The 22,748-nt window shown below is 67.3% G+C and carries 26 protein-coding genes, 1 tRNA gene and 1 pseudogene; 19 read left to right on the top strand and 9 right to left on the bottom strand.

Features of this window, described 5'->3' with window-relative positions; genetic code table 11:
- Position 1 precedes the first annotated feature (1 nt).
- The 4 genes from C6W92_RS03170 to cobU all read right to left on the bottom strand — a co-directional run bounded on the left by C6W92_RS03170 (position 2) and on the right by cobU (position 3,141).
- A complete protein-coding gene (locus C6W92_RS03170) occupies positions 2–877 on the bottom strand; it encodes an ABC transporter permease (RefSeq protein WP_104017446.1) in 876 nt (291 codons plus the stop codon).
- Entirely contained in the window at positions 874–1,833 is a 960-nt protein-coding gene (locus tag C6W92_RS03165; protein ID WP_104017447.1) for an ABC transporter permease, read from the bottom strand. Before C6W92_RS03165 ends, C6W92_RS03170 begins: the two co-directional genes overlap by 4 nt.
- A 217-nt stretch (positions 1,834–2,050) precedes the next feature.
- A complete protein-coding gene (locus tag C6W92_RS03160) occupies positions 2,051–2,623 on the bottom strand; it encodes a histidine phosphatase family protein (RefSeq protein WP_129431613.1) in 573 nt (190 codons plus the stop codon).
- Positions 2,620–3,141, bottom strand: a complete 522-nt coding sequence (cobU, locus tag C6W92_RS03155) for a bifunctional adenosylcobinamide kinase/adenosylcobinamide-phosphate guanylyltransferase (protein ID WP_129431612.1) — start codon at positions 3,139–3,141, stop codon at positions 2,620–2,622. The genes C6W92_RS03160 and cobU overlap by 4 nt, the downstream gene beginning before the upstream one ends.
- Before the next feature lie 108 nt (positions 3,142–3,249).
- Here cobU and C6W92_RS03150 point away from each other — a divergent pair, with 108 nt between their 5' ends.
- From C6W92_RS03150 to C6W92_RS03125, 6 genes are all read left to right on the top strand, one after another.
- Positions 3,250–4,128 (top strand): RNA polymerase factor sigma-32, encoded by an 879-nt coding sequence (locus C6W92_RS03150; protein WP_129431611.1) that lies wholly within the window; start codon positions 3,250–3,252, stop codon positions 4,126–4,128.
- Positions 4,125–4,895: a ChaN family lipoprotein gene (locus C6W92_RS03145; RefSeq protein ID WP_129431610.1), complete on the top strand. Its 771-nt coding sequence runs from the start codon at positions 4,125–4,127 to the stop codon at positions 4,893–4,895. The genes C6W92_RS03150 and C6W92_RS03145 overlap by 4 nt, the downstream gene beginning before the upstream one ends.
- A gap of 68 nt (positions 4,896–4,963) precedes the next feature.
- Positions 4,964–6,157, top strand: a complete 1,194-nt coding sequence (gene coaBC / locus C6W92_RS03140) for a bifunctional phosphopantothenoylcysteine decarboxylase/phosphopantothenate--cysteine ligase CoaBC (protein WP_129431609.1) — start codon at positions 4,964–4,966, stop codon at positions 6,155–6,157.
- 37 nt (positions 6,158–6,194) lie between these two features.
- On the top strand, positions 6,195–6,650 hold the full coding sequence (dut, locus tag C6W92_RS03135) for a dUTP diphosphatase (RefSeq protein WP_129431608.1): 456 nt from the start codon (positions 6,195–6,197) through the stop codon (positions 6,648–6,650).
- The gene (locus tag C6W92_RS03130; RefSeq protein WP_129431607.1) at positions 6,650–7,726 is read left to right on the top strand and encodes a HesA/MoeB/ThiF family protein; all 1,077 of its coding nucleotides are present in this window, start codon (positions 6,650–6,652) and stop codon (positions 7,724–7,726) included. The genes dut and C6W92_RS03130 overlap by 1 nt, the downstream gene beginning before the upstream one ends.
- A complete protein-coding gene (locus C6W92_RS03125) occupies positions 7,704–9,716 on the top strand; it encodes a M3 family metallopeptidase (protein WP_129431606.1) in 2,013 nt (670 codons plus the stop codon). Before C6W92_RS03130 ends, C6W92_RS03125 begins: the two co-directional genes overlap by 23 nt.
- 153 nt (positions 9,717–9,869) lie before the next feature.
- Here C6W92_RS03125 and C6W92_RS03120 read toward each other — a convergent pair whose 3' ends face one another.
- Positions 9,870–10,322 (bottom strand): Lrp/AsnC family transcriptional regulator, encoded by a 453-nt coding sequence (locus C6W92_RS03120; protein WP_129431605.1) that lies wholly within the window; start codon positions 10,320–10,322, stop codon positions 9,870–9,872.
- 73 nt (positions 10,323–10,395) lie between these two features.
- Between C6W92_RS03120 and C6W92_RS03115 the strand changes: the two genes are divergently transcribed.
- Positions 10,396–11,001, top strand: a complete 606-nt coding sequence (locus tag C6W92_RS03115) for a LysE family translocator (protein ID WP_129431604.1) — start codon at positions 10,396–10,398, stop codon at positions 10,999–11,001.
- A gap of 197 nt (positions 11,002–11,198) precedes the next feature.
- On the top strand, positions 11,199–12,161 hold the full coding sequence (locus tag C6W92_RS03110; protein ID WP_129431637.1) for an acetyl-CoA carboxylase carboxyltransferase subunit alpha: 963 nt from the start codon (positions 11,199–11,201) through the stop codon (positions 12,159–12,161).
- A gap of 6 nt (positions 12,162–12,167) precedes the next feature.
- On the opposite strand, the gene C6W92_RS03105 is transcribed toward C6W92_RS03110, so the two are convergent.
- The 3 genes from C6W92_RS03105 to C6W92_RS03095 are packed head-to-tail and all read right to left on the bottom strand — an operon-like array spanning position 12,168 to position 14,708.
- Positions 12,168–13,334, bottom strand: a complete 1,167-nt coding sequence (locus C6W92_RS03105) for a cation:proton antiporter (RefSeq protein WP_129431603.1) — start codon at positions 13,332–13,334, stop codon at positions 12,168–12,170.
- A gap of 3 nt (positions 13,335–13,337) precedes the next feature.
- Entirely contained in the window at positions 13,338–13,985 is a 648-nt protein-coding gene (locus C6W92_RS03100; RefSeq protein ID WP_104017460.1) for a GntR family transcriptional regulator, read from the bottom strand.
- Positions 13,986–14,015: 30 nt separating this feature from the next.
- Positions 14,016–14,708 carry a SprT family zinc-dependent metalloprotease gene (locus C6W92_RS03095; protein ID WP_129431602.1) on the bottom strand — a complete coding sequence of 231 codons (693 nt, stop codon included), beginning with the start codon at positions 14,706–14,708 and terminating at the stop codon, positions 14,016–14,018.
- A 114-nt stretch (positions 14,709–14,822) separates the two neighbouring features.
- On the opposite strand from C6W92_RS03095, the gene C6W92_RS03090 reads away from it, so the two are divergent.
- From C6W92_RS03090 to C6W92_RS03050, 9 genes and pseudogenes are all read left to right on the top strand, one after another.
- The gene (locus C6W92_RS03090) at positions 14,823–15,146 is read left to right on the top strand and encodes a TIGR02300 family protein (protein ID WP_104017462.1); all 324 of its coding nucleotides are present in this window, start codon (positions 14,823–14,825) and stop codon (positions 15,144–15,146) included.
- An 83-nt stretch (positions 15,147–15,229) separates the two neighbouring features.
- Positions 15,230–15,305 (top strand) — tRNA-Ala (locus C6W92_RS03085).
- A gap of 177 nt (positions 15,306–15,482) precedes the next feature.
- Positions 15,483–15,617: pseudogene (locus tag C6W92_RS03080) on the top strand (transposase); the annotation flags it as partial.
- 256 nt (positions 15,618–15,873) lie between these two features.
- The gene (locus C6W92_RS03075; RefSeq protein ID WP_129431601.1) at positions 15,874–16,086 is read left to right on the top strand and encodes a DUF2905 domain-containing protein; all 213 of its coding nucleotides are present in this window, start codon (positions 15,874–15,876) and stop codon (positions 16,084–16,086) included.
- Positions 16,087–16,150: 64 nt separating this feature from the next.
- Positions 16,151–17,440: a lipoprotein-releasing ABC transporter permease subunit gene (locus tag C6W92_RS03070; RefSeq protein ID WP_129431600.1), complete on the top strand. Its 1,290-nt coding sequence runs from the start codon at positions 16,151–16,153 to the stop codon at positions 17,438–17,440.
- Positions 17,433–18,116 (top strand): ABC transporter ATP-binding protein, encoded by a 684-nt coding sequence (locus C6W92_RS03065; RefSeq protein WP_129431599.1) that lies wholly within the window; start codon positions 17,433–17,435, stop codon positions 18,114–18,116. Before C6W92_RS03070 ends, C6W92_RS03065 begins: the two co-directional genes overlap by 8 nt.
- A gap of 17 nt (positions 18,117–18,133) precedes the next feature.
- Positions 18,134–18,508, top strand: coding sequence for a cytochrome c (locus C6W92_RS03060; RefSeq protein ID WP_241691054.1), 375 nt, complete (start codon positions 18,134–18,136; stop codon positions 18,506–18,508).
- A gap of 38 nt (positions 18,509–18,546) precedes the next feature.
- The gene (locus C6W92_RS03055) at positions 18,547–18,948 is read left to right on the top strand and encodes a DUF4864 domain-containing protein (RefSeq protein WP_129431597.1); all 402 of its coding nucleotides are present in this window, start codon (positions 18,547–18,549) and stop codon (positions 18,946–18,948) included.
- Between the two features lie 107 nt (positions 18,949–19,055).
- Positions 19,056–21,347, top strand: coding sequence for a glycosyl hydrolase family 28-related protein (locus C6W92_RS03050; protein WP_129431596.1), 2,292 nt, complete (start codon positions 19,056–19,058; stop codon positions 21,345–21,347).
- Positions 21,348–21,351: 4 nt separating this feature from the next.
- On the opposite strand, the gene C6W92_RS03045 is transcribed toward C6W92_RS03050, so the two are convergent.
- Positions 21,352–22,011: a hypothetical protein gene (locus C6W92_RS03045; protein WP_129431595.1), complete on the bottom strand. Its 660-nt coding sequence runs from the start codon at positions 22,009–22,011 to the stop codon at positions 21,352–21,354.
- A gap of 110 nt (positions 22,012–22,121) precedes the next feature.
- Here C6W92_RS03045 and C6W92_RS03040 point away from each other — a divergent pair, with 110 nt between their 5' ends.
- Positions 22,122–22,439: an antibiotic biosynthesis monooxygenase family protein gene (locus tag C6W92_RS03040; protein ID WP_129431594.1), complete on the top strand. Its 318-nt coding sequence runs from the start codon at positions 22,122–22,124 to the stop codon at positions 22,437–22,439.
- Entirely contained in the window at positions 22,439–22,723 is a 285-nt protein-coding gene (locus C6W92_RS03035; protein ID WP_129431593.1) for a DUF5665 domain-containing protein, read from the top strand. Before C6W92_RS03040 ends, C6W92_RS03035 begins: the two co-directional genes overlap by 1 nt.
- The last annotated feature ends 25 nt before the right edge of the window (positions 22,724–22,748 follow it).

Below are 22,748 nucleotides of genomic sequence, written 5' to 3'. Positions count from 1 at the left end.
CTCAGATCACTGCCTTGCGGCTGCGGTCCAGCCCCAGCGTCTTGGCCAGCGCGTCGGCGGTGAGGTTGATGCCGATGATGAGCGTCGAAAGTGCGACCACCGGCGCGATCACGCCCAGCGGCGCCAGCGACATGTAGACCCGTGCATCCGACACCATCAGCCCCCAATCGGGGCGCGGCGGGGCCACGCCAAAACCGAGGAACGACAGCGCCGAGAAGCCCAGGAGCATCCACGACCAGCGCATCGCGCCCTCCACCAGCAGCGTGTCCGTGACGTTGGGCAGGATCTCGCGGCGCACGATATCGAACGGGCGATGCCCGCGCGCCCGCGCCGCCGAGACAAAATCGCGCGCCACCACCTCGTGCGCGGCGGCGCGCGCCACCCGGATCACCGGGATGCCGAAGAAGAAGGCAAGCGTGGGCAGGAGCACCTCGCCGCCGGTGCCGAAGACGGTGATGAGCACCAGCAGCGGCAGGATGCCGGGCAGGGCGAGGAATGCGTCCACCACCCGCATCGCCACCTCGTCCGGCCAGCCGCCGCGCAGCCCGAGCCACACGCCGGTGAGCCCGCCCCAGATCATCGCCACCGGCGTGGCGATGCCGGTGATGACCAGTGCCTCGCGCCCGCCCAGCATGACGCGGGTCAGCACGTCGCGCCCGAGGTGATCGGTGCCCAGCCAATGCGCCGCCGAGGGCCCTGTAAGAGTACCGGTGGCGTCCATCGACTTGTAATCGTAGGGCACGATCCACGGGCTCGCGAGCGCCAGCGCAAGGTGAAGTGTCACCAGCGTCAGCCCGATCGCCCCCGAGGGTCGCGCCATCATGTCGCGCAGCACGCCGCGCGCGCGCCCGGCGGTAGAGAGCGCCGCGCCGCTCATCGCTGCCTCGCGCGGTGGCTGCGCAGGCGCGGGTTGAGCGCCAGGCTGAGGATGTCGGCCACGAGGTTCACGCCGACATAGGTCGCCGCGACGATCATCGTGATCGCCTGCACGACCGGCAGGTCGCGGTCGGAAATGGCATCGACCAGCAGGCGACCGAGGCCGGGATAGTTGAACACCACCTCCACCACCACCACGCCCCCCAGGAGCCACGCCACGGTGAGCGCGATCACGTTGATCGCGGGCAGCAGCGCGTTGGGCAGCGCGTGTCGGAACACGATTCGCCAGTAGGGCACGCCCTTGAGCGTGGCCATCTGCACGTAGTCCGAGGCCATCGCCTCGATCACGGAGGCGCGGATCATCCGCATCACGTGGGCGATCATCAGCATGGTCAGCACCGTCGAGGCGAGGATGAACTCGGGAAAGAACTCCAGCGGCGGCGCGTCGGCGGGGGTGAGCACGATGGCGGGCACCCATCCCAGCCAGATGGCGAATACGAGGATCAGCACCGTCGCGGCGACGAATTCAGGGATCGTCATGGCGAGGATCACGCCGGTGGAAAACAAGAGATCCGGCCAGCGGTCGCGGGTGAGCCCCGCCACCACCCCCAGCGTGATCGCCAGCGGGATGCCGACAGCCAGCGCACCCGCTGCCAACAGCAGCGAGTTGCGCACCCGGTAGCCGACCATCTGGGCGATGCTTTCCTGTCCGCCCGCCGACATGCCGAAATCGCCCTGCACGACACCCGCCGCCCACTCGGCATAGCGGGCGAGGGCGGGGGTATCGAGCCCCATCGCCTTGCGGCAGGCAGCGAGCGCCTCGCCATGGGCGTCACGTTCGAGGATGGCGGTGCAGGCATCGCCTGGCAGCGCCTCGACCCCGAGAAAGATGATGACGGACACCAGCCACACGGTCACCAGACCGAGCGCGAAACGCCGTGCGATCAGCCCGTACATGCCGTCGTGTCTCCCCAAGCCGGCCTTTGAACGGGCCGTTTGCGTCTTAAGCCTAGACCAGCCCCGTGGTTCGCGTCGATAGGGGACTGTCCTGCGACCATACTTTGCGATCAAACGCGCGTGTGGCAACGGAAAATATTCTCTTGTTGTTGAGAATCAGGTGCGTTTGGCTTGATGAGGGTGCAAATTTTGCGCGTATTCACTGCGTGGCGCCGTTTCACGGGCAGTGGTTCACGCTCCCGACCCGCCAGCCCTGCCCGTGCCACTGCAGGTCTGTCACCGACAGCGGGTCGATGCGGTGGCCGAACGCCTCGTAGGCCGTGATCCCGAGCGCCGCCTGCACCTGTGTCAGGATGGTGCCCATATGCGCCACGGCGACGATATCGCGCCCGGGATGCGCCGCGCGCAGGCGCGCGACCGCACCCCCGACACGGGCGGATACCTCGTGCCAGCTTTCGCCGCCGGGCGGGCGCACATCGCCCGGCGCGTCCCAGAAGGCGCGCAGGCGGGGCTGGTCGGGGATGGTGTCGAAGGGCTGCAATTCCCAGTCGCCGAAGTGGATCTCGCGCAGGTCCGGGTCGTCGTTGAGCCGCGGGCGCGGACCCGCGATGGCGTCGGCGGTGGCCCGCGCGCGGGCGAGATCGGAGGAGATCACCAGCGCGTCCCCCGGCAGGTGTGCCGAGAGCCGTGCGAGCCGGGTGGTATCGCCCAGATCGGCGGGCAGGTCGGACCAGCCGACCATGCCGGTCGCATGGGTGGGCCCATGCCGGACCCAGAAGACGCGGCTCATGGCAGGTGTCCCTTGAGCACCTGCGGCAGGCCAGCGATGACGTTGACCACCAGCCCCGCGCGCGCTGCGAGCTGTTGGTTGAGTGCGCCCTGCGCGTTCTGAAACCGCCGCGCCAGCGCGTTTTCGGGCACCACCGACAGGCCGACCTCGTTGGAGACCACCACCACCGGCGCCGCGCAGGCGTCGAGTGCGTCGAACAGCGCGGCCTCGGCCTCGGCCATATCGCTGTCGGCCAGCAGGTGATTGGACAGCCACATGGTCGCGCAGTCGAGCAGCACCACCTCGTTCGTCCGCGCCGCGCCGAGCGCCGGGGCGAGCTCGCGAGGCGCCTCGAGCGTGCGCCACGCGGGGCCGCGCCGCGCGCGGTGGCGGTCGAGCTTGGCGCGCATCTCGGCGTCATGCGCCTCGGCCGTGGCGAGATAGAGCCTCGCACCGCCCGCTGCGGCGACAAGCCCCTCTGCGAAAACGGATTTTCCAGAGGCCGCGCCGCCGAGAACGAGGCTGAGCCGAGATAACATGAGTCACAAACTCTCCATATTGTGATCCGATCACCTCTTGTCTGCGTAGCACTGAGTGAATTGCTCGGAAAGAGCGCATCCGCACCAGACGCATGACAGGGGGATCACATGCCGCTCGATGCACCGCAGACAAGTTCCATGTCCCGCACCGCGATGAAGGCGGAGATGCTGGACGCAGAAACCGAACTCGCGCTTGCCTATGCGTGGCGCGACCATCGCGACGAGCAGGCGCTGCATCGGCTCATCAACGCCTATATGCGGCTGGCGATCTCGATGGCATCGAAATTCCGCCGCTACGGGGCGCCGATGAACGACCTGATCCAGGAGGCAGGGCTGGGCCTGATGAAGGCTGCCGACAAGTTCGACCCCGACCGCGGCGTGCGGTTCTCGACCTATGCCGTGTGGTGGATCAAGGCCAGCATCCAGGATTACGTGATGCGCAACTGGTCGATGGTGCGCACCGGTTCCACCTCCAGCCAGAAATCGCTGTTCTTCAACATGCGCCGCGTGCAGGCGCGGCTGGAGCGCGAGGCGATGGCCAATGGCGAGGAATTGGACGGCTACCAGCTGCGCGAGATGATCGCGCACGAGGTGGGCGTGCCGCTTCGGGACGTGGAGATGATGGAAGGGCGGTTGTCGGGCTCCGACTTCTCGCTCAACGCCACGCAATCCACCGAGGAGGACGGGCGCGAGTGGATCGACACGATCGAGGACGAGGGCGCGCGCGGCGATGTGGGTGTCGAGCACGATCTCGACATGGGCGCGCTGCGTGGCTGGCTCGCCGAGGCGATGACCCACCTGAGCGAGCGCGAAAGTTTCATCGTGCGCGAGCGCAAGCTGCGCGAGGCGCCCCGCACGCTCGAAAGCCTGGGCGAGGAGCTCAACCTCAGCAAGGAGCGGGTGCGACAGATCGAGGCGGCGGCGTTCCAGAAAATGCGCCGCTATCTTGAAAGACACGCCGGCGAGGTGCAGAACCTGCTCGCATGAGCCTGCGCCTTGCCCTCGCGTTTGTCCTGAGCCTGGTTGCCCTACCGGTGGCGGCGCAGGACGTTGTGGTCCTCGGCGAGGTGCATGACAACCCCGCCCACCACGCCGAACAGGCGCGTCGCGTGGCCGCGCTCGCGCCCCGCGCGCTCGTCTTCGAGATGCTGACGCCGGAGCAGGCGGCGCGCGTGACGCCCGCGTTGATCGCCGACGCGGATGCGATGGAAGAGGCGCTTGACTGGGCCGAGAGCGGGTGGCCGGATTTCTCCATGTATCACCCGATCTTTGCCGCCGCCCCCGAGGCCACCGTTTACGGCGCGCAGGTGCCGCGCGAAGCGGCGCGGGACGTGTTCGAGGTCGGCGCGGCAGAGGCGTTTGGGCCAGGGGCCGCGGCCTATGGTCTGACCAAGCCGCTGTCTGATGCGGAGCAGGCGGAGCGCGAGGCGATGCAGAAGGAAGCCCATTGCAACGCCCTGCCCGAGGAGGCGCTGCCTGGCATGGTGGCGGTGCAGCGGCTGCGCGACGCGGTGCTGGCGCGCGCCGTGGTCCGGGCGATGGAAGAGACCGGTGGACCGGTGGCGGTCATCACCGGCAACGGCCATGCGCGGCGCGACCACGGCATGCCCGCCTATCTTGCCCGCGTCGCTCCCGATCTGACGGTATACGTGCTGGGCCAGACCGAGGACGGCGCGCCGCTTGCGAGCGGATTTGACGAGGTGATCTCGGCCCCGGCGGCGGAGCGCCCCGATCCCTGCGCCGCCTTCCGTTGAGCCGCGCGACCTTGCACCGCCCCGCGCCGCGCCATACTGTCGGCCCCGAATTGGCGGGAGACACGGCCATGCTGGCCTCACGGCGCATTCTTCTGATCGTCGGCGGCGGGATCGCCGCCTACAAGGCGCTCGATCTCATCCGGCGGCTGCGCGAGCGCGGGGCCGAGGTGGTGCCGGTCCTGACGCGGGGCGGGGCGGAATTCGTCACGCCGCTGTCGGTTTCGGCGCTGGCCGGGCGCAAGGTGTTCTCTGATCTGTTCGACCTGACCGACGAGGCCGAGATGGGGCATATCGAGCTCAGCCGGTCCGCCGACCTGATCGTGGTGGCCCCCGCCACGGCCGACCTGATGGCGAAGATGGCGCACGGCCATGCCGATGATTTGGCCTCGACGCTGCTGCTGGCCACCGACACGCCCGTGCTGCTGGCGCCCGCGATGAACGTTCGCATGTGGCAGCATCCCGCGACGCAGCGCAATATCGCGACGCTCAAGGCCGACGGGATCGGGTTTGTCGGCCCGGACGTGGGCGACATGGCGTGTGGAGAGCACGGGCCGGGCCGCATGGCCGAGGTGCCGCAGATCGTGGACGCGATCGGGGCGGCGCTGGCCGATGGGCCGCTCGCGGGCCGCCGCGTGCTGGTGACCTCGGGGCCGACGCACGAGCCCATCGACCCGGTGCGCTATATCGCCAACCGATCCTCCGGCGCGCAAGGTGCTGCGATTGCGCGGGAATTGGCCGCGCTCGGGGCCGAGGTGGTGTTTGTCACGGGCCCCGCCACCGTGCCGCCGCCCGGTGGGGTGGACGTGATTCGGGTGGAGACCGCACAGGAGATGCTGGCGGCGGTGGAGGGCGCGCTGCCCGCCGATGCCGCGATCTTTGCGGCCGCGGTGGCCGACTGGCGCGTGGTGGGGGCAAGCACCCGCAAGATCAAGAAGGGGGCAGGGGGTACCCCGGCGCTGGAGTTTGCCGAGAATCCCGACATCCTCGCGACGGTGAGCGCGATGGCGGATGGGCGCCCGCGTCTCGTCGTGGGCTTTGCCGCCGAGACCTGCGACGTGATCGGCCACGCCACCGCCAAGCGTGCGCGCAAGGGCTGTGACTGGATCGTTGCCAACGATGTGAGCCACGCTACCGGGATCATGGGCGGAACCGAGAATGCCGTTACGCTCATCACCGGGGACGGCGAGGAAGAGTGGCCGCGCATGGGCAAGCGCGAGGTGGCACGCAAGCTGGCCGAGCGGGTCGCGCGGGCACTGGCCTGAGGAACCTGGATATTTCTGGCAAGATGAAGAGGGACGCATGCTGACCGTCGCGTTTCAATGGGAGGAGGGGGCGGACCGCGCGCTGGGCCTGCCCGCCTATGAGACGGCGGGGGCGGCGGGGGCCGATCTGCGCGCGAATTTCCCCGACCGCGGTGCGGTGACACTGGCACCGGGCGCGCGGGCGCTGGTGCCCACGGGGCTGCGGTTGGCGGTGCCCGCGGGATACGAGGTGCAGTTGCGGCCGCGCTCGGGGCTGGCGCTGAAACACGGGATCACACTGCCCAACAGCCCCGGCACGATCGACAGCGATTATCGCGGGCCGCTGGGGGTGATCGTGATGAATGCCGGGACCGAGCCGTTCGAGATCACCCACGGTGCGCGGATCGCGCAGATGGTGGTGGCCCCGGTGGCGCGCGCGCGATTCGAGATGGTGGAGCGCCTTGACGACACCGCGCGCGGCGCGGGCGGCTTTGGCTCGACGGGCGTGGGCTGATGCTTCTGGTTCTGGTCATGGCCGCCGCCCTGTGGGGGATCGGCGCGGCGATGGGCACACCCCGGCGGCTACGTTGGTGGATGATCGCGGGGCTGTGGGCCGCCGTAACACTGGCGCATCTGGTCTTGGCCGAAGGTCATCCCATTCGGGCCGCGACCGGCGAGAGCGCGGCGCTGTGGCTGATGATCGGCGGCGCGGCGGCGTTGGTGCTGGTCTATCGGCTGGGGCTGAGGGCCTTGCGCGCACGGGCCGGGGCGCGCGCGGCCAAGGCGGCGGAGACGGGCCCCGCGCCGCTCTTCTCCGAGGCCGAACTCGACCGCTATGCCCGCCACATCGTGCTGCGCGAACTGGGTGGGCCGGGGCAGAAGGCGCTCAAGCAGGCGCGCGTTCTGGTGATCGGCGCGGGGGGGCTTGGATCGCCCGCGCTCTTGTACCTGGCCGCCGCCGGGGTTGGCACGATCGGCGTGATCGACGATGACGAAGTGGACAATTCCAATCTGCAACGACAGGTTATCCACCGGGATGCCGATATCGGTTTACCAAAAGTGCAATCGGCCATGCGGGCGATGCAGGAGCAGAACCCCAATGTCGTGGTGCGCCCCTACCAGCGGCGGCTGAGCCCCGAGATCGCCGCCGATCTCTTTGCCGATTACGATCTGATCCTCGACGGCACCGACAATTTTGACACCCGCTACCTCGCAAATGCCACTGCAACTTTGCATGAAAAGCCGTTGATTTCCGGGGCCCTGTCCCAATGGGAGGGGCAATTGAGCGTGTTTGATCCCGCCCATGGTACGCCCTGCTACGAGTGCATCTTTCCCGAGGCGCCGGCGCCGGGGCTTGCGCCCTCCTGCGCCGAGGCGGGCGTGCTCGGGCCGCTGCCCGGTGTGGTGGGGGCAATGATGGCCGTCGAGGCGGTGAAGATCATCACCGGCGCGGGCGCGCCGCTCAGGGGCGAGATGCTGATCTACGACGCGCTCTATGGCGAAAGCCGCAAGATCGCGCTCAATCGCCGCGCCGATTGCCCGGTCTGTGGCAACCAAGGAGACGAAGATGACCAACCCGCTGCTGGCTGAGTGGGCCACGCCCTTTGCCCTCGCGCCGTTCGACGAGATCGCGGACGCGGATTTCGCGCCTGCCTTCGAGGCTGCGCTGACCGAGGCGCGGGCCGAGGTCGCGGCGATCGCCGGCAATCCAGAGCCACCCAGTTTTTCCAACACGATTCAAGCGCTGGAATTTTCCGGCCGTACGCTTGACCGGGTGCTGTCGGTATTTTTTACGGTGGCCGGAGCCGACAGCTATCCGGCGCGGCAGGGCCTGCAGCGGGAGTTCGCGCCGAGGCTGGCGGCATGGTCTTCGGAGCTATACGGTAACAAGGCGCTTTTTGAGCGGATCGAGGCGCTGTGGCAGGCGCGCGATACGCTCGGGCTCGCCCCAGAGGAGGCGCGGCTGTTGTTGCTGACGCGCAGGGCCTTCGTGCGGGCCGGGGCGGCGCTCACCGGCGAGGCGGAGGCGCGGATGCGCGATATCATGGCGCGGCTCGCCGAATTGGGCACGGCGTTCACGCAGAACCTGCTCGCCGACGAGGCGAGCTGGCGAATGGAGCTGGGCGGGGGCGATCTTGACGGGCTACCGGATTTCGTCGTCGCGAATGCGCGGGCGGCGGGGCGTGAGGCGGGGCTCTCGGGACCGGTGATTACCCTGTCACGCTCTCTCATCGTGCCGTTCCTGCAATTCTCGAACCGCCGTGACCTGCGCCGCCGGGCGTTTGATGCCTGGGCCGCGCGTGGCGCCGGGGGCGGCGACACCGACAACCGCGCGATCGCCGCCGAAATCCTCGCCCTGCGCCGCGAACGCGCGGCGCTCTTGGGCTACGACAGCTTCGCTTCCTACAAGCTCGAGACGCAGATGGCCGGGACACCGGAGGCCGTTCGCGACCTGCTGATGGCGGTGTGGGAGCCCGCGCGCGCGCAGGCCGCCCGCGATGCAGATGTGCTCACCGCGATGATGCGCGAAGACGGGATCAACGGTGATCTGGAACCGTGGGACTGGCGCTACTACGCCGAGAAGCGGCGGCAGGCCGAGCACGATCTCGATGAGGCGGCGGTCAAGCCGTACCTGTCGCTCGACGCGATGATTGCGGCGGCGTTCGACTGCGCGCACCGGCTTTTCGGTCTCGAATTCCGCCCGTTCGACGTGGCGCTCTACCACCCCGATTGCCGGGCGTGGGAGGTGACGCGGCAAGGCCGCCACGTCGCCGTCTTTATCGGCGATTATTTCGCCCGTGCGTCCAAGCGGTCGGGGGCGTGGTGTTCGGCCATGCGCGGGCAGGCGAAACGGCCGCAAGTGCAAGGGCCGGTGGTCATCAACGTGTGCAATTTCGCCAAGGGCGATCCGGCGCTTCTGTCCTACGATGACGCGCGGACGCTGTTTCACGAGTTCGGCCACGCGCTGCACCAGATGCTGTCGGACGTTACCTATGAGAGCCTGTCGGGCACCAACGTTGCGCGCGATTTCGTGGAATTGCCCAGCCAGCTTTTCGAGCATTGGCTGGAGGTGCCCGAGGTGCTCGACACCCACGCCCACCATGTCGAGACCGGTGCGCCGATGCCGCGTGAGTTGCGCGACAAGGTGTTGGCGGCGGCCAATTTCGACATGGGGTTCCAGACCGTGGAATACGTGGCCTCGGCGCTGGTGGACCTCGCTTTTCACGAGGGCGCGCCGCCCGAGGACGTGATGGCGCGGCAGGCGGAGGTGCTGGCCGGGATCGGCATGCCGCGCGCCATTGCCATGCGCCACGCGACCCCGCATTTCGCGCATGTGTTCAGCGGTGACGGCTATTCCAGCGGCTATTACAGCTACATGTGGTCAGAGGTGATGGATGCCGACGCCTTTGCCGCGTTCGAGGAGGCGGGCGGCGCGTTCGATGCCGGGCAGGCGCAGGCGCTGGAACGTCATATCCTGTCGCGGGGCGGCTCGGAGGAGGCGGGCGCGCTCTACGAGGCGTTTCGCGGGCGGATGCCCGGGGTGGCGGCGCTTCTGCGGGGGCGGGGCCTCGCGGCGTGAAAAATCCGGCGAGGCGAATCACTCTCTGTTGACTGATTCGCAGGGTTTGCCCTATATCTGGGGGCGAGAGGTCGCGATGCGACCCACCGGGTAACGACGGCAGGTATGGACGAGGGGCCGATTCAACGGCCCCCGTTCATTTTGGACAGGGCGTCACGCGCGACCGTCCTTTGGCGAGCCCATCACGACATAGGATGTGATTGCATTGACCTGCGGCAGTGTGCCGAGCACCTCGGTGTGAAAGCTCTTGTAGGCGGGCAGGTCGGCCACCTCAACGCGCAACAGGTATTCCACCGCGCCAGTGATATTGTGGCATTCCACCACCTCCGGCGCGCGGTCCATCGCCCGCTCGAACGCCTCCTGGCTGGCCTTGGTGTGGCTGCTCAGGCCCACGGTGACATAGGCGCTGAACCCCACCCCGAGCGCGGCCCGATCAAGCACCGCGCGATAGCCCGCGATCACGCCGCGCCGTTCGAGTTCCTGCACCCGGCGCAGGCAGGCCGAGGGAGAGAGACCTACCCGGTCGGCCAGTTCGAGGTTGCTGACCCGCCCGTCGCGAGTCAGTTCGTGCAATATACGTTCATTTATCTGATCCATGAAAAGCATAGATTGCACATACCAATAAAAATCACAACAAAACGCAATTCAAATGCGCCAATGATCGCATAAGGTTGTTCGCATGACACTTGATCTTCTTGCCGCGCTCGCCACCTTTGCCCTCGTCACGGTCATCACGCCGGGGCCCAACAACCTGATGCTTATGGCGTCGGGGACGAATTTCGGCTTCGTGCGGACCATTCCGCACATGCTGGGGATTGGTCTGGGCTTTCCGCTCATGGTGGCCTGCGTGGGGTTGGGGGTGATGCAGGTCTTCGATCTCTGGCCGCTCAGCTACACGCTGCTCAAGACCGTGTCGGTGGCCTATCTGCTGTATCTCGCGTGGAAGATCGCCAACGCGGCACCACCCGCATCGGCGGACGGGCCGGCGGAGGGCAGGCCGCTCACCTTTCTGCAATCGGCGGCGTTCCAATGGGTCAACCCAAAGGCGTGGAGCATGGCGCTTTCGGCGATCACGCTCTACGCCACGGGCCGCGACCTGATGGCGGTGCTGTGGGTGGCAGGGGTCTACGTGGCCGTGTCGGCGATCAGCACGACAAGCTGGACGGTTCTGGGTCAGCAAGTGCGCCGGTTGCTGAAGAACCCGGCACGACTCAGGGTTTTCAACTGGGTGATGGCAGTGCTCTTGGTGGCAACCCTTGTGCCGGTGCTGTGGCCGGTGGGCTGAGAGGGGAGGCCTTGGCCTTTTGCTGCCGTTTGGCAGGGCCGCGCATTGGGACCAAGCTGTAAGGGTCCGCTTCACGCCAGGAGCCGCCGATACTGCCGGCGCAGGCCCGCTATGAGCCGTCGCCCGCGCGGTTGCGATTGCAAATCCCGGCCAAGCCCGCCATATACCCGGGCGGCAGACCGGAGGGCTTGAGCGCGATGACCCATTACCTCGACTTCGAAAAACCCCTCGCCGAGATCGAGGGCAAGGCCGAAGAACTGCGCGCGCTCGCGCGCTCCAACGAGGAGATGGATGTCGAGGAAGAGGCCGGCGCGCTCGACCGCAAGGCGGCGGACATGCTGCGCGACCTCTACAAGTCGCTGACGCCGTGGCGCAAATGCCAGGTGGCGCGCCACCCCGAACGCCCGCATTGCCGCGACTATATTGCCGCGCTCTTTACCGAGTACACGCCGCTGGCCGGGGATCGCGCCTTTGGCGAGGATGCCGCCGTCATGGGCGGGTTGGCGCGGCTGGGGGATCGCCCGGTCATGGTGATCGGCCACGAAAAGGGGCACGACACCCAGAGCCGCCTCGCCCGCAATTTCGGCATGGCCCGCCCCGAGGGTTATCGCAAGGCGGTGCGCCTGATGGAGATGGCCGACCGATTTGGCCTGCCGGTAGTCACGCTGGTGGACACGCCCGGCGCCTATCCCGGCAAGGGCGCCGAGGAGCGCGGGCAGTCCGAAGCCATCGCCCGTGCCACCGAGACCTGCCTGCAGATCGGCGTGCCGCTCGTCTCGGTCATCATCGGCGAGGGCGGATCGGGCGGCGCGGTGGCCTTTGCCAGCGCCAACCGCGTGGCGATGCTGGAACATTCGGTTTATTCGGTCATCAGCCCCGAGGGTTGTGCCTCGATCCTGTGGAAGGATGCCGAGAAGATGCGCGAGGCCGCAGAGGCGCTGCGCCTCACGGCGCAGAACCTCGCCAAGCTGGGCGTCGTGGATCGCATCATCCCCGAGCCGCTCGGCGGCGCGCATCGCGACCGAGAGGCCGCCATCGCGGCGGTCGGCACAGCGATCTCTGCGATGATCGACGGGTTGGCGGCCAAGGATCGCGCCGCGCTCATCCGCGACCGGCGCGAGAAATTTCTCAAGCTGGGGTCCAAGGGCCTCGCGGCCTGAGCCGGTTCAGCCGTCGCCTGTGCCCACCCGCCGCGCGGCGAGCAGCGTCGCCAGCGGGCCGATCACCTCGAAGATCACGGTGGTCGCCACGGTCAGCCCGAGGATCAGATCGGCGTGATCGGGAAATTCCCGCGCGGCGATGAGCGCCATGCCCACCGCCACGCCCGCCTGCGGCAGCAGCGCCACGCCATACCACGGGCGATGTGCCGCCGGTGTTCCCGCCAGCGTTCCGCCGATCCATCCGCCCGCCAGCCGCCCGCCGATGCGCAGCACGACATAGGCCGCCCCGATCAGCCCGAACGTGGCGATGCGCGCCGGGTCGAGCGAGGCCCCCGCCAGCACGAAGAACAGGATCATGAACGGCCACTGCACATGTTCGATCTCGTGAAAGGCGCGCTCGTGATGATGCGCGCGGTTGGCGATCACGGCCCCCGCCGCCATCCCAGCCAGCAGGAACGACACGTCTGCCACCAGCGCCAGCCCGGCGGTCAGAAACACCACCCCCAGCGCTTCGGTCAGTTGCGGCTCGCCCGGGGCGAGCCGCCCGGTGAGATGCGCCGCGGGCAACCCGACCAGCAGCCCGAGCCCCAGCGCGCCGCCGATTTCCCACAGCGCGCGCCCGAGATGGGCTATGTCCGCGCCGCCCGCGATGCCGCCGGCCACCACCACGGCGAGCGCAAAGGCCAGCACCCCCCAGGCGTCGTCGACGGCGACGATCCCGCGCAGGAGGTTGGGAAACGCGCCGCGCGCGCCAGATTGACGCAGCGCGTCCTGCGTCGCCGCCGGATCGGTCGCCGTCGCGATCGCCCCGAGCAAGAGCGCCACCGGCGCGGGCACGCCCATGAGCCACAGCCCCGTGGCCACCAGTGCCACCGTGGCCAGCACCACCATGATCGAGATCGACAGGATCGCGCGCCCGTGCCGACGTAGTGTTTCGCCGGTTAGCGCGTTGCCCAGCAGGAAGGCCACCATCGTCAGCGCCGTCACCGACAGGATGTCATAGAACGCGCTCAAATCCGCCGGGATGACATCTAGCCCGGCCCCACCCGCCGCGATTCCGCATATCAGCAGCAGCGTCACCCGCGGCAGCCACGTGCGCTCTCCGATTGCGTCTGCGGCGAGACCAACGAGAAACAGCACACCGAGCGCAATGAGGACGGGGCCGAACTCCATGCCTCAGCCCACCAGCATCCGCAGCCCCTGCGTCACGTCCGAGCGCACGGCGAGGCGCAGCCCCGGCTCGTCGCCCGCCTTTAGCGCGGCGATGATGAGGCGGTGGAAATGGGGCGGCTCCTTTTGCCGCAGCCGGCCATAGAGCGCGCGCATCGTGGGGCCGAGTTGCAGCCACACCGTCTCGGCCATGGCCAGCATCGCGGGGGCCTGCGCGCGCAGGTAGAGGGTGCGGTGAAATTCGAGGTTGCGCCGGATATACCCGACCGCGTCGCGCCGGGCGATATCCTCGGTGATGCGCGCATTGATCGTCTGAAGCCGGTCGATGAGCGCGATATGCGCGCGCGGCAGGGCGCGGCTCGCCAGCTCGACCTCCAGCAACGAGCGCAGCGCCGCCAGCTCCTCGATCCGATCGTTGCCCAACTCGGGCGTCGAGACGCGGCCCGAACTCGACAGCGTGAGCGCGCCCTCGGCAGCGAGCCGCCGCAGCGCCTCGCGCGCGGGGGTCATCGACACGCCGAACTCGGCGGCGATGCCGCGCAGGGTGAGCGCTTGCCCCGGTGCGATCTCGCCATGCATGATGCGCGTGCGCAGTCCGCGATAGATGCGGTCATGGGCCGCCGGGGCCGGATCGGGACGGGGCGAGATCAGCATCATCTCATGTGATCACAAATCGCGCGCCAGTCAATCAAAACGATACCGATGCAGCCCCGCCCCTTCGCGCCGCAGCCACGCGCGCGGGGTCTCGTACTCGGGCCGCAGCCGCGCCACCACCGCCCAGAAGGCGGGCGAGTGGTTCATCTCGGCCAGATGCGCCACCTCGTGCGCGGCCACGTAGTCGAGCACATCGGACGGCGCGAGAATCAACCGCCAGGAATAGCTTAGCCCGCCCCGCGCCGAGCACGACCCCCAGCGCGAGCGCGTGTCCCGCAGCGTCAGCCGACTGTAGCCCAGCCCAAGCCGCGCCGCGTAAATATCCGATGCCGCCGCAAGCCGGTCGCGCGCCCGCGCCTTGAGCCACGCGCGCAGGCGGGCGGGCATCGTCCCTTCGGGGCCGGGGACATGCACGACCTCGTCCCCGTCGAGCCGCACCTGCCGTCCGGGGCCCGGTACGATCCGCCGCATCGTGCCCTCGATGGGCAATGTCACGCCGGGCCCGACGGCCACGCGACCGGGATGCGCGGCCAGCGCCCGGCGCAGCCAATCCTCGCGACTCCGTGCAAAGCCAAGCGCCTCGGTCTCGCTCACCCCGCGCGGCAACGTCAGCGTCACTTCGCCGTCGAGCCCCGAGACCCTGAGCGACAACCGCCGCGCCCGCGCACTGCGTCGCAGGGTGACCGCAACAGGGGGGTTGCCGGGGATGAGATGCTGGCCCATATAGCCTCCGATGAGCGCGTCGCCGCACCCGCTTCAAAGCCTTTGACAGTTGCCGAAGGTTATGGCAGGTGCGCCGGATCGCGTGCAAGATCGACAGTTGAAAGAGGATCACCCATGCCCAAGGAAGAATGGGGCGTCAAGCGTGTCTGCCCGACCACCGGCAAGCGTTTCTACGACCTGAACAAGGATCCGATCGTCAGCCCCTATACGGGCGAGGTGGTCGAGATCGTGTCGGGCAAGTCGCGCGCCATGACGCCCGATGCCGAGGACGCGGCCACCAAGAAGCTGAAGACGAAGGCCAAGGATGACGAGAGCGGTGACGTGATCGAGGACGACGCGGTGGATGTCGAGCTTGACGACGACCTGCTCGAGGATGACGACGAGGACACGGTATCGCTCGACGATATCGCGGACGTGGAATCCGACGAAGATATGTAATGCCGCGAGGGCGGGATTTTCTTCTTGATCCCGCTCGCCGCTTTGTCTAACAGCGGCGCACGGTCTGGAAGGGTCGGAAAATCGGGGCCTTAGCTCAGCTGGGAGAGCGCTTGCATGGCATGCAAGAGGTCAGGGGTTCGATCCCCCTAGGCTCCACCAATCACCACCAAAACCTTTTTATGTCAGTAAGTTGGTGATTTTCCGTGGTAAATTTCGGGAACTGTTACGCTGAGGCGTTACAGTGAAGACCCTCGAAAACATGCCCGGACATACCCGTCTGTATCGCCGTGGCGCTGTCTATTACCACCGCGCCGTCATGGCCGACAACCTGCCTGACACAAACGCCATAACCGTATCGAGATCATGTTCGGTCGGCCGAACGATGGGTGGCGTGTCGCGACCCGGTATGATCGTTTCCCAAAGGCCTTCCTCTCGGCAATAGCGCTCGCCGCAATCGTCATCTATTGGCTACGGGTGCTGACCCTGGCTCATGTCGGTATAGTGCGTTTCGAAGACGGCGCGATTTGGGAAGCCGACAGCAATTCCGATGCTAAACATCTTGAAGATTTTGAGTTCGAAGTCGAGTTGACGGCGACGGAACAAGGTAAGAACCACGCAGGGTGGGTTGCCCTCACCCGAACGCCTTCATTGCCGCCACGGTTGCCGGGACCCGCATACCCTGCCTCGCCCCCTACACACCCGTGCCCCGTGCCCCTATCTCTCCGTCATGGCGCGCACTTTCATCCTTGCGGGCATCGTGCTCATTGTTATCGGCCTTCTCTGGGGGCCGCTGTCGCGGCTGGGGCTGGGGCGGCTGCCGGGCGACATCGTGGTCGAGCGCGAGAATTTCACCCTCTACATCCCCGTCACCAGCGCGATCCTCGTCTCGGTCGTGCTGTCGGTGGTGGTGGCGTTCATCCGCAGCTTCCTGGGGCGCTGAGGGCGCCCTTGACGCCCCCCTTTGAAAACCGCACTGTCCGCGCGATTTCCCGCAAGGAGCCGACATGGCCGCGACGCCCCCCCCTTTCGCTGCTTTCGAATGGCTGATCGCGTGGCGCTACCTGCGCGCGCGACGGGCAGAGGGCGGGGTCAGCGTGATGACCTGGATCAGTCTCCTGGGCATCACGCTGGCGGTGTTTGCGCTCATCGCCACGCTGTCGGTGCGCTCGGGCTTTCGCGCCGAGTTCGTCGACACCATCCTCGGGGCCAACGCCCATGCCACGGTCTATGTGGCGGGCGAGGCGGACGCGGTCACGGGCCGGGTCGACCGGACCATCGCCGATTACGAGGTGATGGCCGAGCGCCTGCGCGCGGTGCCCGGCGTCACCCGCGCGGCCCCGCTCGTCAAGGGGCAGGTGATGGCCACGGCAGAGGGGCGCAACGCGGGTGTCGAGGTGTTCGGCATCGCGCCAGAGCACCTCGCCACCATCCCGCGCGTGGCCGACCCCGAGACCGCGCAGGGCGACCTCTCGCGCTTCCCCGAGGGCATCGCCATCGGCTCTGGCGTGGCGCGCGAGTTGGGCCTGGGCGTGGGCGACCGCATCCGCATCATTTCGCCCGACGGGGTCAAGACGCCGCTGGGCACATCGCCGCGGATCAACGCCTACGATGTGGTCTATATCTTTACCGCCGGGCGCTACGATATCGACCGGGTGCGCGTCTACCTGCCGTTCGCCGAGGCGCAGCGGTTCTTCAACCGTGACGGACGGGCCGACGAGATCGAGGTTATGGTGTCCAACCCCGAACGCATCGAGACGCTGACGCCCACGCTGTTGCGCGCTGCGGGCGAGCGCGCGCTGGTCTGGACGTGGCGCGATTCCAGCGGCGCGTTCCTTCGGGCGCTGGAGGTGGAGGATAATGTGATGTTCGTCATCCTGTCGATCCTCGTGCTGATCGCGGCGCTCAACATTACCTCGGGTCTCGTCATGCTGGTCAAGAACAAGGGTCGCGATATCGGCATCCTGCGCACAATGGGGCTTAGCGAGGGATCGGTTCTGAGAATATTCTTTATCTGCGGCGCGCTGACGGGCCTTCTAGGCACTCTGTTCGGTGTCATCCTGGGCTGTCTCTTCGCCATCTATATCGACCCGATCTTCAGCTTCGTAAACGTTATGATGGGCGGGCAGGTCTGGGACCCGTCCATCAGGGGCATCTATCACCTGCCCGCGCGGCTGGAGGCGGGAGACGTGCTGACGGCGGTGGCGCTGTCGCTGGGGCTGAGCTTTGTCGTGACGATCTTTCCGGCGCGGCGGGCGGCGCGGATGAACCCGGTGGAGGCGCTGCGCTATGAGTGAGCCGATGCTGCGTCTCGAAGGGGTGGAGAAAGGATACAACCGTGGCTGCGTGGGCGAGATCCTCGTGCTTCAGGGCGCGAACCTACAGGTTCGCCGCGGCGAGATGGTGGCGCTGGTGGCCCCCTCGGGGGCGGGCAAGTCGACGCTGCTGCACATCGCCGGGCTGCTCGACACCGCCGACGGCGGCGTGGTCGAAATCGGCGGGCAGACGGCCACCGGACTGGGCGACCGGCGGCGCACGGCGTTGAGGCGGCGCGGGATTGGTTTCGTCTACCAGTTCCACCACCTGCTGCCGGAGTTCTCGGCGCTGGAGAACGTGGTGCTGCCGCAGCTCGCCAATGGCGTGCCGCGCCGCGAGGCCGAGGCACGGGCGCGGGAATTGCTTGACGAAGTGGGCATCGCCGACCGCGCGGATCACCGCCCCGCGGCCATGTCGGGGGGCGAGCAGCAGCGGGTGGCGTTCTGCCGGGCGCTGGCGAACCGGCCCGGCCTGCTTATGGCCGATGAACCCACCGGCAACCTCGATCCCGGCACCGCCGATCAAGTCTTTGCCGCGCTGGAGCGGCTGGTGCGCGACGCGGGGCTGGCGGCGCTCATTGCCACGCACAACCTCGATCTCGCGGCACGGATGGACCGTGTCGTACGGCTCGACAAGGGCCGGGTGGTGACGGAATGAAGTGGCTGGTTGCAACAATGGCAGTCGTGGCTGCGGGCGCATCCGCCGCGCAGGACGTGCGCATCGGCGAGCAACTCTACGCCCGCTATTGCAGCGCCTGCCACGGCGAAACGGGCAAGGGCGACGGCCCGATGAAGCGGGTGCTGACGCCGCACCCGCCAGACCTCACGCGGCTGGCCGCAAAGAATGGCGGGACGTTCCCGCGCCGCAGGGTGATCTGGCGGATCGACGGGCGCGACCCGATCCTCGCGCATGGCAACGAGATGCCCGTCTATGGCGACCTGCTGGCGGGCGACACGCTCGATATCCGCGACGAGACCGGCGAGACGCTCCATAGCACGCAGCCGATGGCCGACCTTCTGGCCTATCTCGAAAGCTTGCAGGGCGGGTAGATCGCACTATCTGCGCCCCAAACAGCGGAGGAGAAACCATGCGTACTGTCATCTTGTCCATCTTGTTGACGATCCTGGCCGCCATGCCGCTCAGGGCCGACGAGAACGCCGCCCGCGATGTCATCTCGGGGCAGATTTCGGCCTTCGGGACCGAAGAGATTGGCCGCGCCTTCGGGTTCGCAAGCCCCTTCATTCAAGAGAAATTCCAGACGCCAGAGACATTCGGCCGGATGGTGCGCGAGGGCTATCCGATGGTGTGGCGGCCCTCGGAGGTGACGTTCCTTGAGGCACGCGAGATCGGTGGCAAGCTGTGGCAGGAGGTATTCCTGCGCGATGCCGCGGGGCGCGGCTGGATCGCCGAATACGAGCTGGTCGAGGTCGACGGCGAGCTGCGCATCAATGGCGTGCGCATCCGCGAGGCCCCAGAACAGAGCGTGTGAGCGCCGCGCGGGGCACCGTCACGGTGGCCTGAGACCCGGTTAACCGGGCGTTGATAGCTCCTTTTCCCGTCACGCGGCCCGCAAGCGGCAGATGGAAAGGGACCCCCATGAACAAGGCAATCACCCAAGGCATCGTCTTCATGCCCCAGCCCTTTGCGGCGGGGCTCGATCAATGGTCGAGCGGCGATGGCCGACCCGGATCCGACACTTACGAGAACGCGCCCAACGCGGCCTTTGTGCCCGCCGATCAGGATTTCGGCGGCGCGCTGGAATTGCAGAAGGTCGAAAGCGTTCAGCGCCTACGCTACATGGGCGAGACGCCGATCCTGCCGGGCTGTTACCTGCGCGTCCGCGCGCGTGTGAAGGCGGTCGCGGGCAACCTCCCGGATGCGCGCATCGCCGCCTTCGCCGGGGATGCGGGCGGCGGGGCGCTGCCCGGCGTGGTGGTGACCGGGCCGCAGGTGACGCTGACCACGTATGGCGAGGTGGTCGAGATCACGGCCATCGTCGGCACCGGGCAGCGCGCTGGCGTGGACATGGTCTGGGGCCCACAGGCCATTTTCGGCCATTTCGGGATCGACCTCACCGGCCCCTCGGGCGGGGTGGTGCGGATCGACGATATCGAGATCGAGGACGTGAGCCGCTTCTTCCTGCGTGACGTGATCGCCACCGTGGACGTGCGCGACTTTGGTGCCATCGGCGACGGGGTAACGGACGATCACGCCGCGTTCGAGGCTGCCGATACGGTGGCGGGCGGCCGAGAGATCATCGTGCCCGCGGGCACCTATTTCCTGGGCCAGAGCACCACGATCCAGAGCCGCATCCGCTTCGAGGGAACGCTGATCATGCCCGACGAGGCGATCCTCGCGCTGACCAAGAATTACGACCTGCCCGCCTATATCGACGCCTTCGGCGACAGCGAACTGGCCTTCAAGAAGGCGTATCAGGCGCTCCTGAACAACGCGGGCCACGTGACGCTCGATCTTGCCGGGCGCAAGATCGCGCTGCGCGAACCGGTGGACATGGCCGCCGCCGTCGGCAACCGCACCACCTACAACCAGCGCCACGTGATCCAGAACGGGCAATTCTCGGTCTTTCCCACGCCCGCCTTCGACACCGAGGTTGTCACCTCGCAGGCGACCTACAATCCCGAAACCGCCGTCAAGGAGCTGACCGGCGTGGTCGACGTGGCCAACGTGCCGGTCGGCGCGCTGGTGGAGGGCAACGGCGTGGGCCGCGAGGTCTATGTCACCGCGCGCAACGTGGCGGCGGGGCGGATCACGCTGAGCCAGCCGCTGTTTGACGCGGCGGGCACGCAGGTCTTCACCTTCCGGCGGTTCAAGTACATGCTGGATTTCAGCGGCTTCCAGGACGTGTCGCGGATGGTGTTCTCGGAAGTGGATTTCCAGTGCACGGGCGATTGCAGCGGCGTGCTGTTACCGCCACAGGGCTCTGCCAACCATTTCCGCGACTGTTTCGTCACGCGACCCAAGGACCGCGGCATCACCAGCCACGGCGAGGGCGACCAGGGCATGATGATCGACCGCTGCCAGTTCATTTCGGACGAGGCCCCGCTGCTGGTGAGCGAGCGGCGCACCATCGGTTTCAACGCCAATGCCAATGACCTCAAGGTGCGCGACAACCGCGCAACCTTCTTCCGGCATTTCGCGGTTCTCGCAGGATCAAGCTCGCTCATCAGCGGCAATCATGTTTTCCAGGGCGATTCCGCCTCGGGTGGGGTGCGCAGCGCGGGCTATGTGCTGACCCGCACCAACAATCGCGGCACGATCACCGGCAACTATATCGACAACTGTTTCATCGAATGGGGCAACGAGCACGATTTTGCCCCCGATTTCGCCAGCGAATTCTCGTTCAGCGCACTGAGCATCACCGGCAACGTGTTTCTCGCCAGCGACATGGCACCGTGGTTTACCTACATCACGGTCAAGCCGCACGGGCCGGGGCATTTCCTCGACGGTATGACGGTGACCGGCAACACGTTCCGCGCCATTGGCTCGATCAGCCGGGTGGAAGCCGTGGATACGAGCTTTGCCGATCTCGATTACGACCGCGTGCGCAACATCACCTTTGCCGAGAACAGCTTCCACAACGTGGATATCCACGCGCAGAGCCCGCTGGTGATGGAGCATGTCGAGGCCAGCGCCGCGGCCACGTGGGTGGTGACACCGGCGCCGCGGCTGCCGTTCGGGGCGTGGGCGCAGGTAGTAGAATCGGTGTTGCCCGAGGGCGCGCTGCGCAACGGTATCGGCGATGCGGTGCATGCCAGCCCCTGGTTCGAGGGGCGGCAGGGGCCGGAGAACGACCGGATCAACCTGCACTGGCCGCAGGCTGTATCGGGCAAGGTGATCCTGAAGGTGCGCATCGACGACGCGCTCTGAGCCGTCAGAAGGTGCGCCACAGGCCAAGCTTGAACCCACGCTCGCCGCCGCCCGTTAGCGGCTCGGTCAGCCCAAGTTCGATTTGCATGCCGGGCCGCGCCTCGTAGACGACGGAGGGGGCGAGGCGCAGGTAGTCGCGCCCCTGTGCCGGCACCCCCGCCTGAAGCTGTACTATCCCCTTGACGCGGTCACCGAGAGACAGCCCGGCGGTAACATCGGTCTCGTAGGCCGTCGTGCCACCCTCGAAAAGGATCGCCCGGGTGTCGGCATTGAGCCAGCCGTGGCGCTCACCGATGGAAATGCCACGCCCGACCGAGAAGACGGGGCGCAAGGCGGCTTCCTGATCCACCTGGCCCGCGCCGACCTCCAACGCCACCCGGAGTTGGCGCTCGGAGCGGCCAAGCGGCCAGCGCAAGAAGGCGATGGCCTTGGACATGCGCCCCGCGTCGCCGCCGAGATCGACCCCCAAAGTAAGCCGCTCGGTGGCCCCATATTCGGCAAAGAGGCTGAAGCTCTGACTGTAGAGGCCGAATTCATCTGGCCCCTCAACCGTCCCGGATGCCGCGAGGAACCCCTCGCCCTCGGCGCGCGGCCATGCCCCACCTTGCACCGCCGTGGCAAGCCACGGCAGCAGCGCGAGAATGGCAAGCAAGCGTCCGGGCATGGCAACCTCCACCTTGACCGTCGTCAAAAAGGGTAAACCGAAGGTTAAGACCGGCGCGGAATTTACCGGCACGCCGGGGCGTGCTACCCAGTCAACAGGAGGACAGCGCCATGCTCACCATCAGTTCCGACAACACCCACCAGACCGTGCTCACCACGTTCGAGGTCACCCCCGGCACCTGCCAGGACCTGCTCGACCTGCTCACCGATGCCTACCGCGAGGTGATCTCGAAACAGCCCGGCTTCATCGCCGCGGCGCTGCACGTGAACGACGCGCAGACCCGCATCGCCAATTATTCCCAATGGCGCGCGCGCGCGGATTTTCAGGCGATGCTGCGCGGCGAGGAGATGCGCAGGCGCAACCGCCACATCAACGAGCTGTGCAAGGGATTCGAACCGGTCATGTATGACGTGGCAGCCGTTTTTTGATGAGCGGACAGCCGCCGGAAAACGACGATCTCACAAGCGAGATCCGCGCCCTGCGCATCGAGCTGGCACGCCTCAACAACCACCGCTTCGTGCGCATCCACAACAACCTGCCGCGCCTGCTCACGTTCAATTTCGCGCGCGGGCTGGCGCTGGGGCTGGGCACTGTGCTGGGCGCGACGGTGCTCTTGTCGGTGGTGGTCTGGTCTCTCAGCCAGATCGAGTTCCTGCCGATCATCGGCGAATGGGCGGCACAGATCGCCGAACAGATGCGCGCGCAAGAGTAAGCGCGCGAGTCGTGATCTGGATCAA

The organism is Roseovarius sp. A46 (assembly GCF_004126395.1).
GTDB classification, from domain to species: Bacteria; Pseudomonadota; Alphaproteobacteria; order Rhodobacterales; family Rhodobacteraceae; genus Roseovarius; species Roseovarius nitratireducens.
The sequence above is the reverse complement of the archived record's forward strand: the minus strand, read 5'-3'. Positions and strand labels throughout refer to the sequence as shown.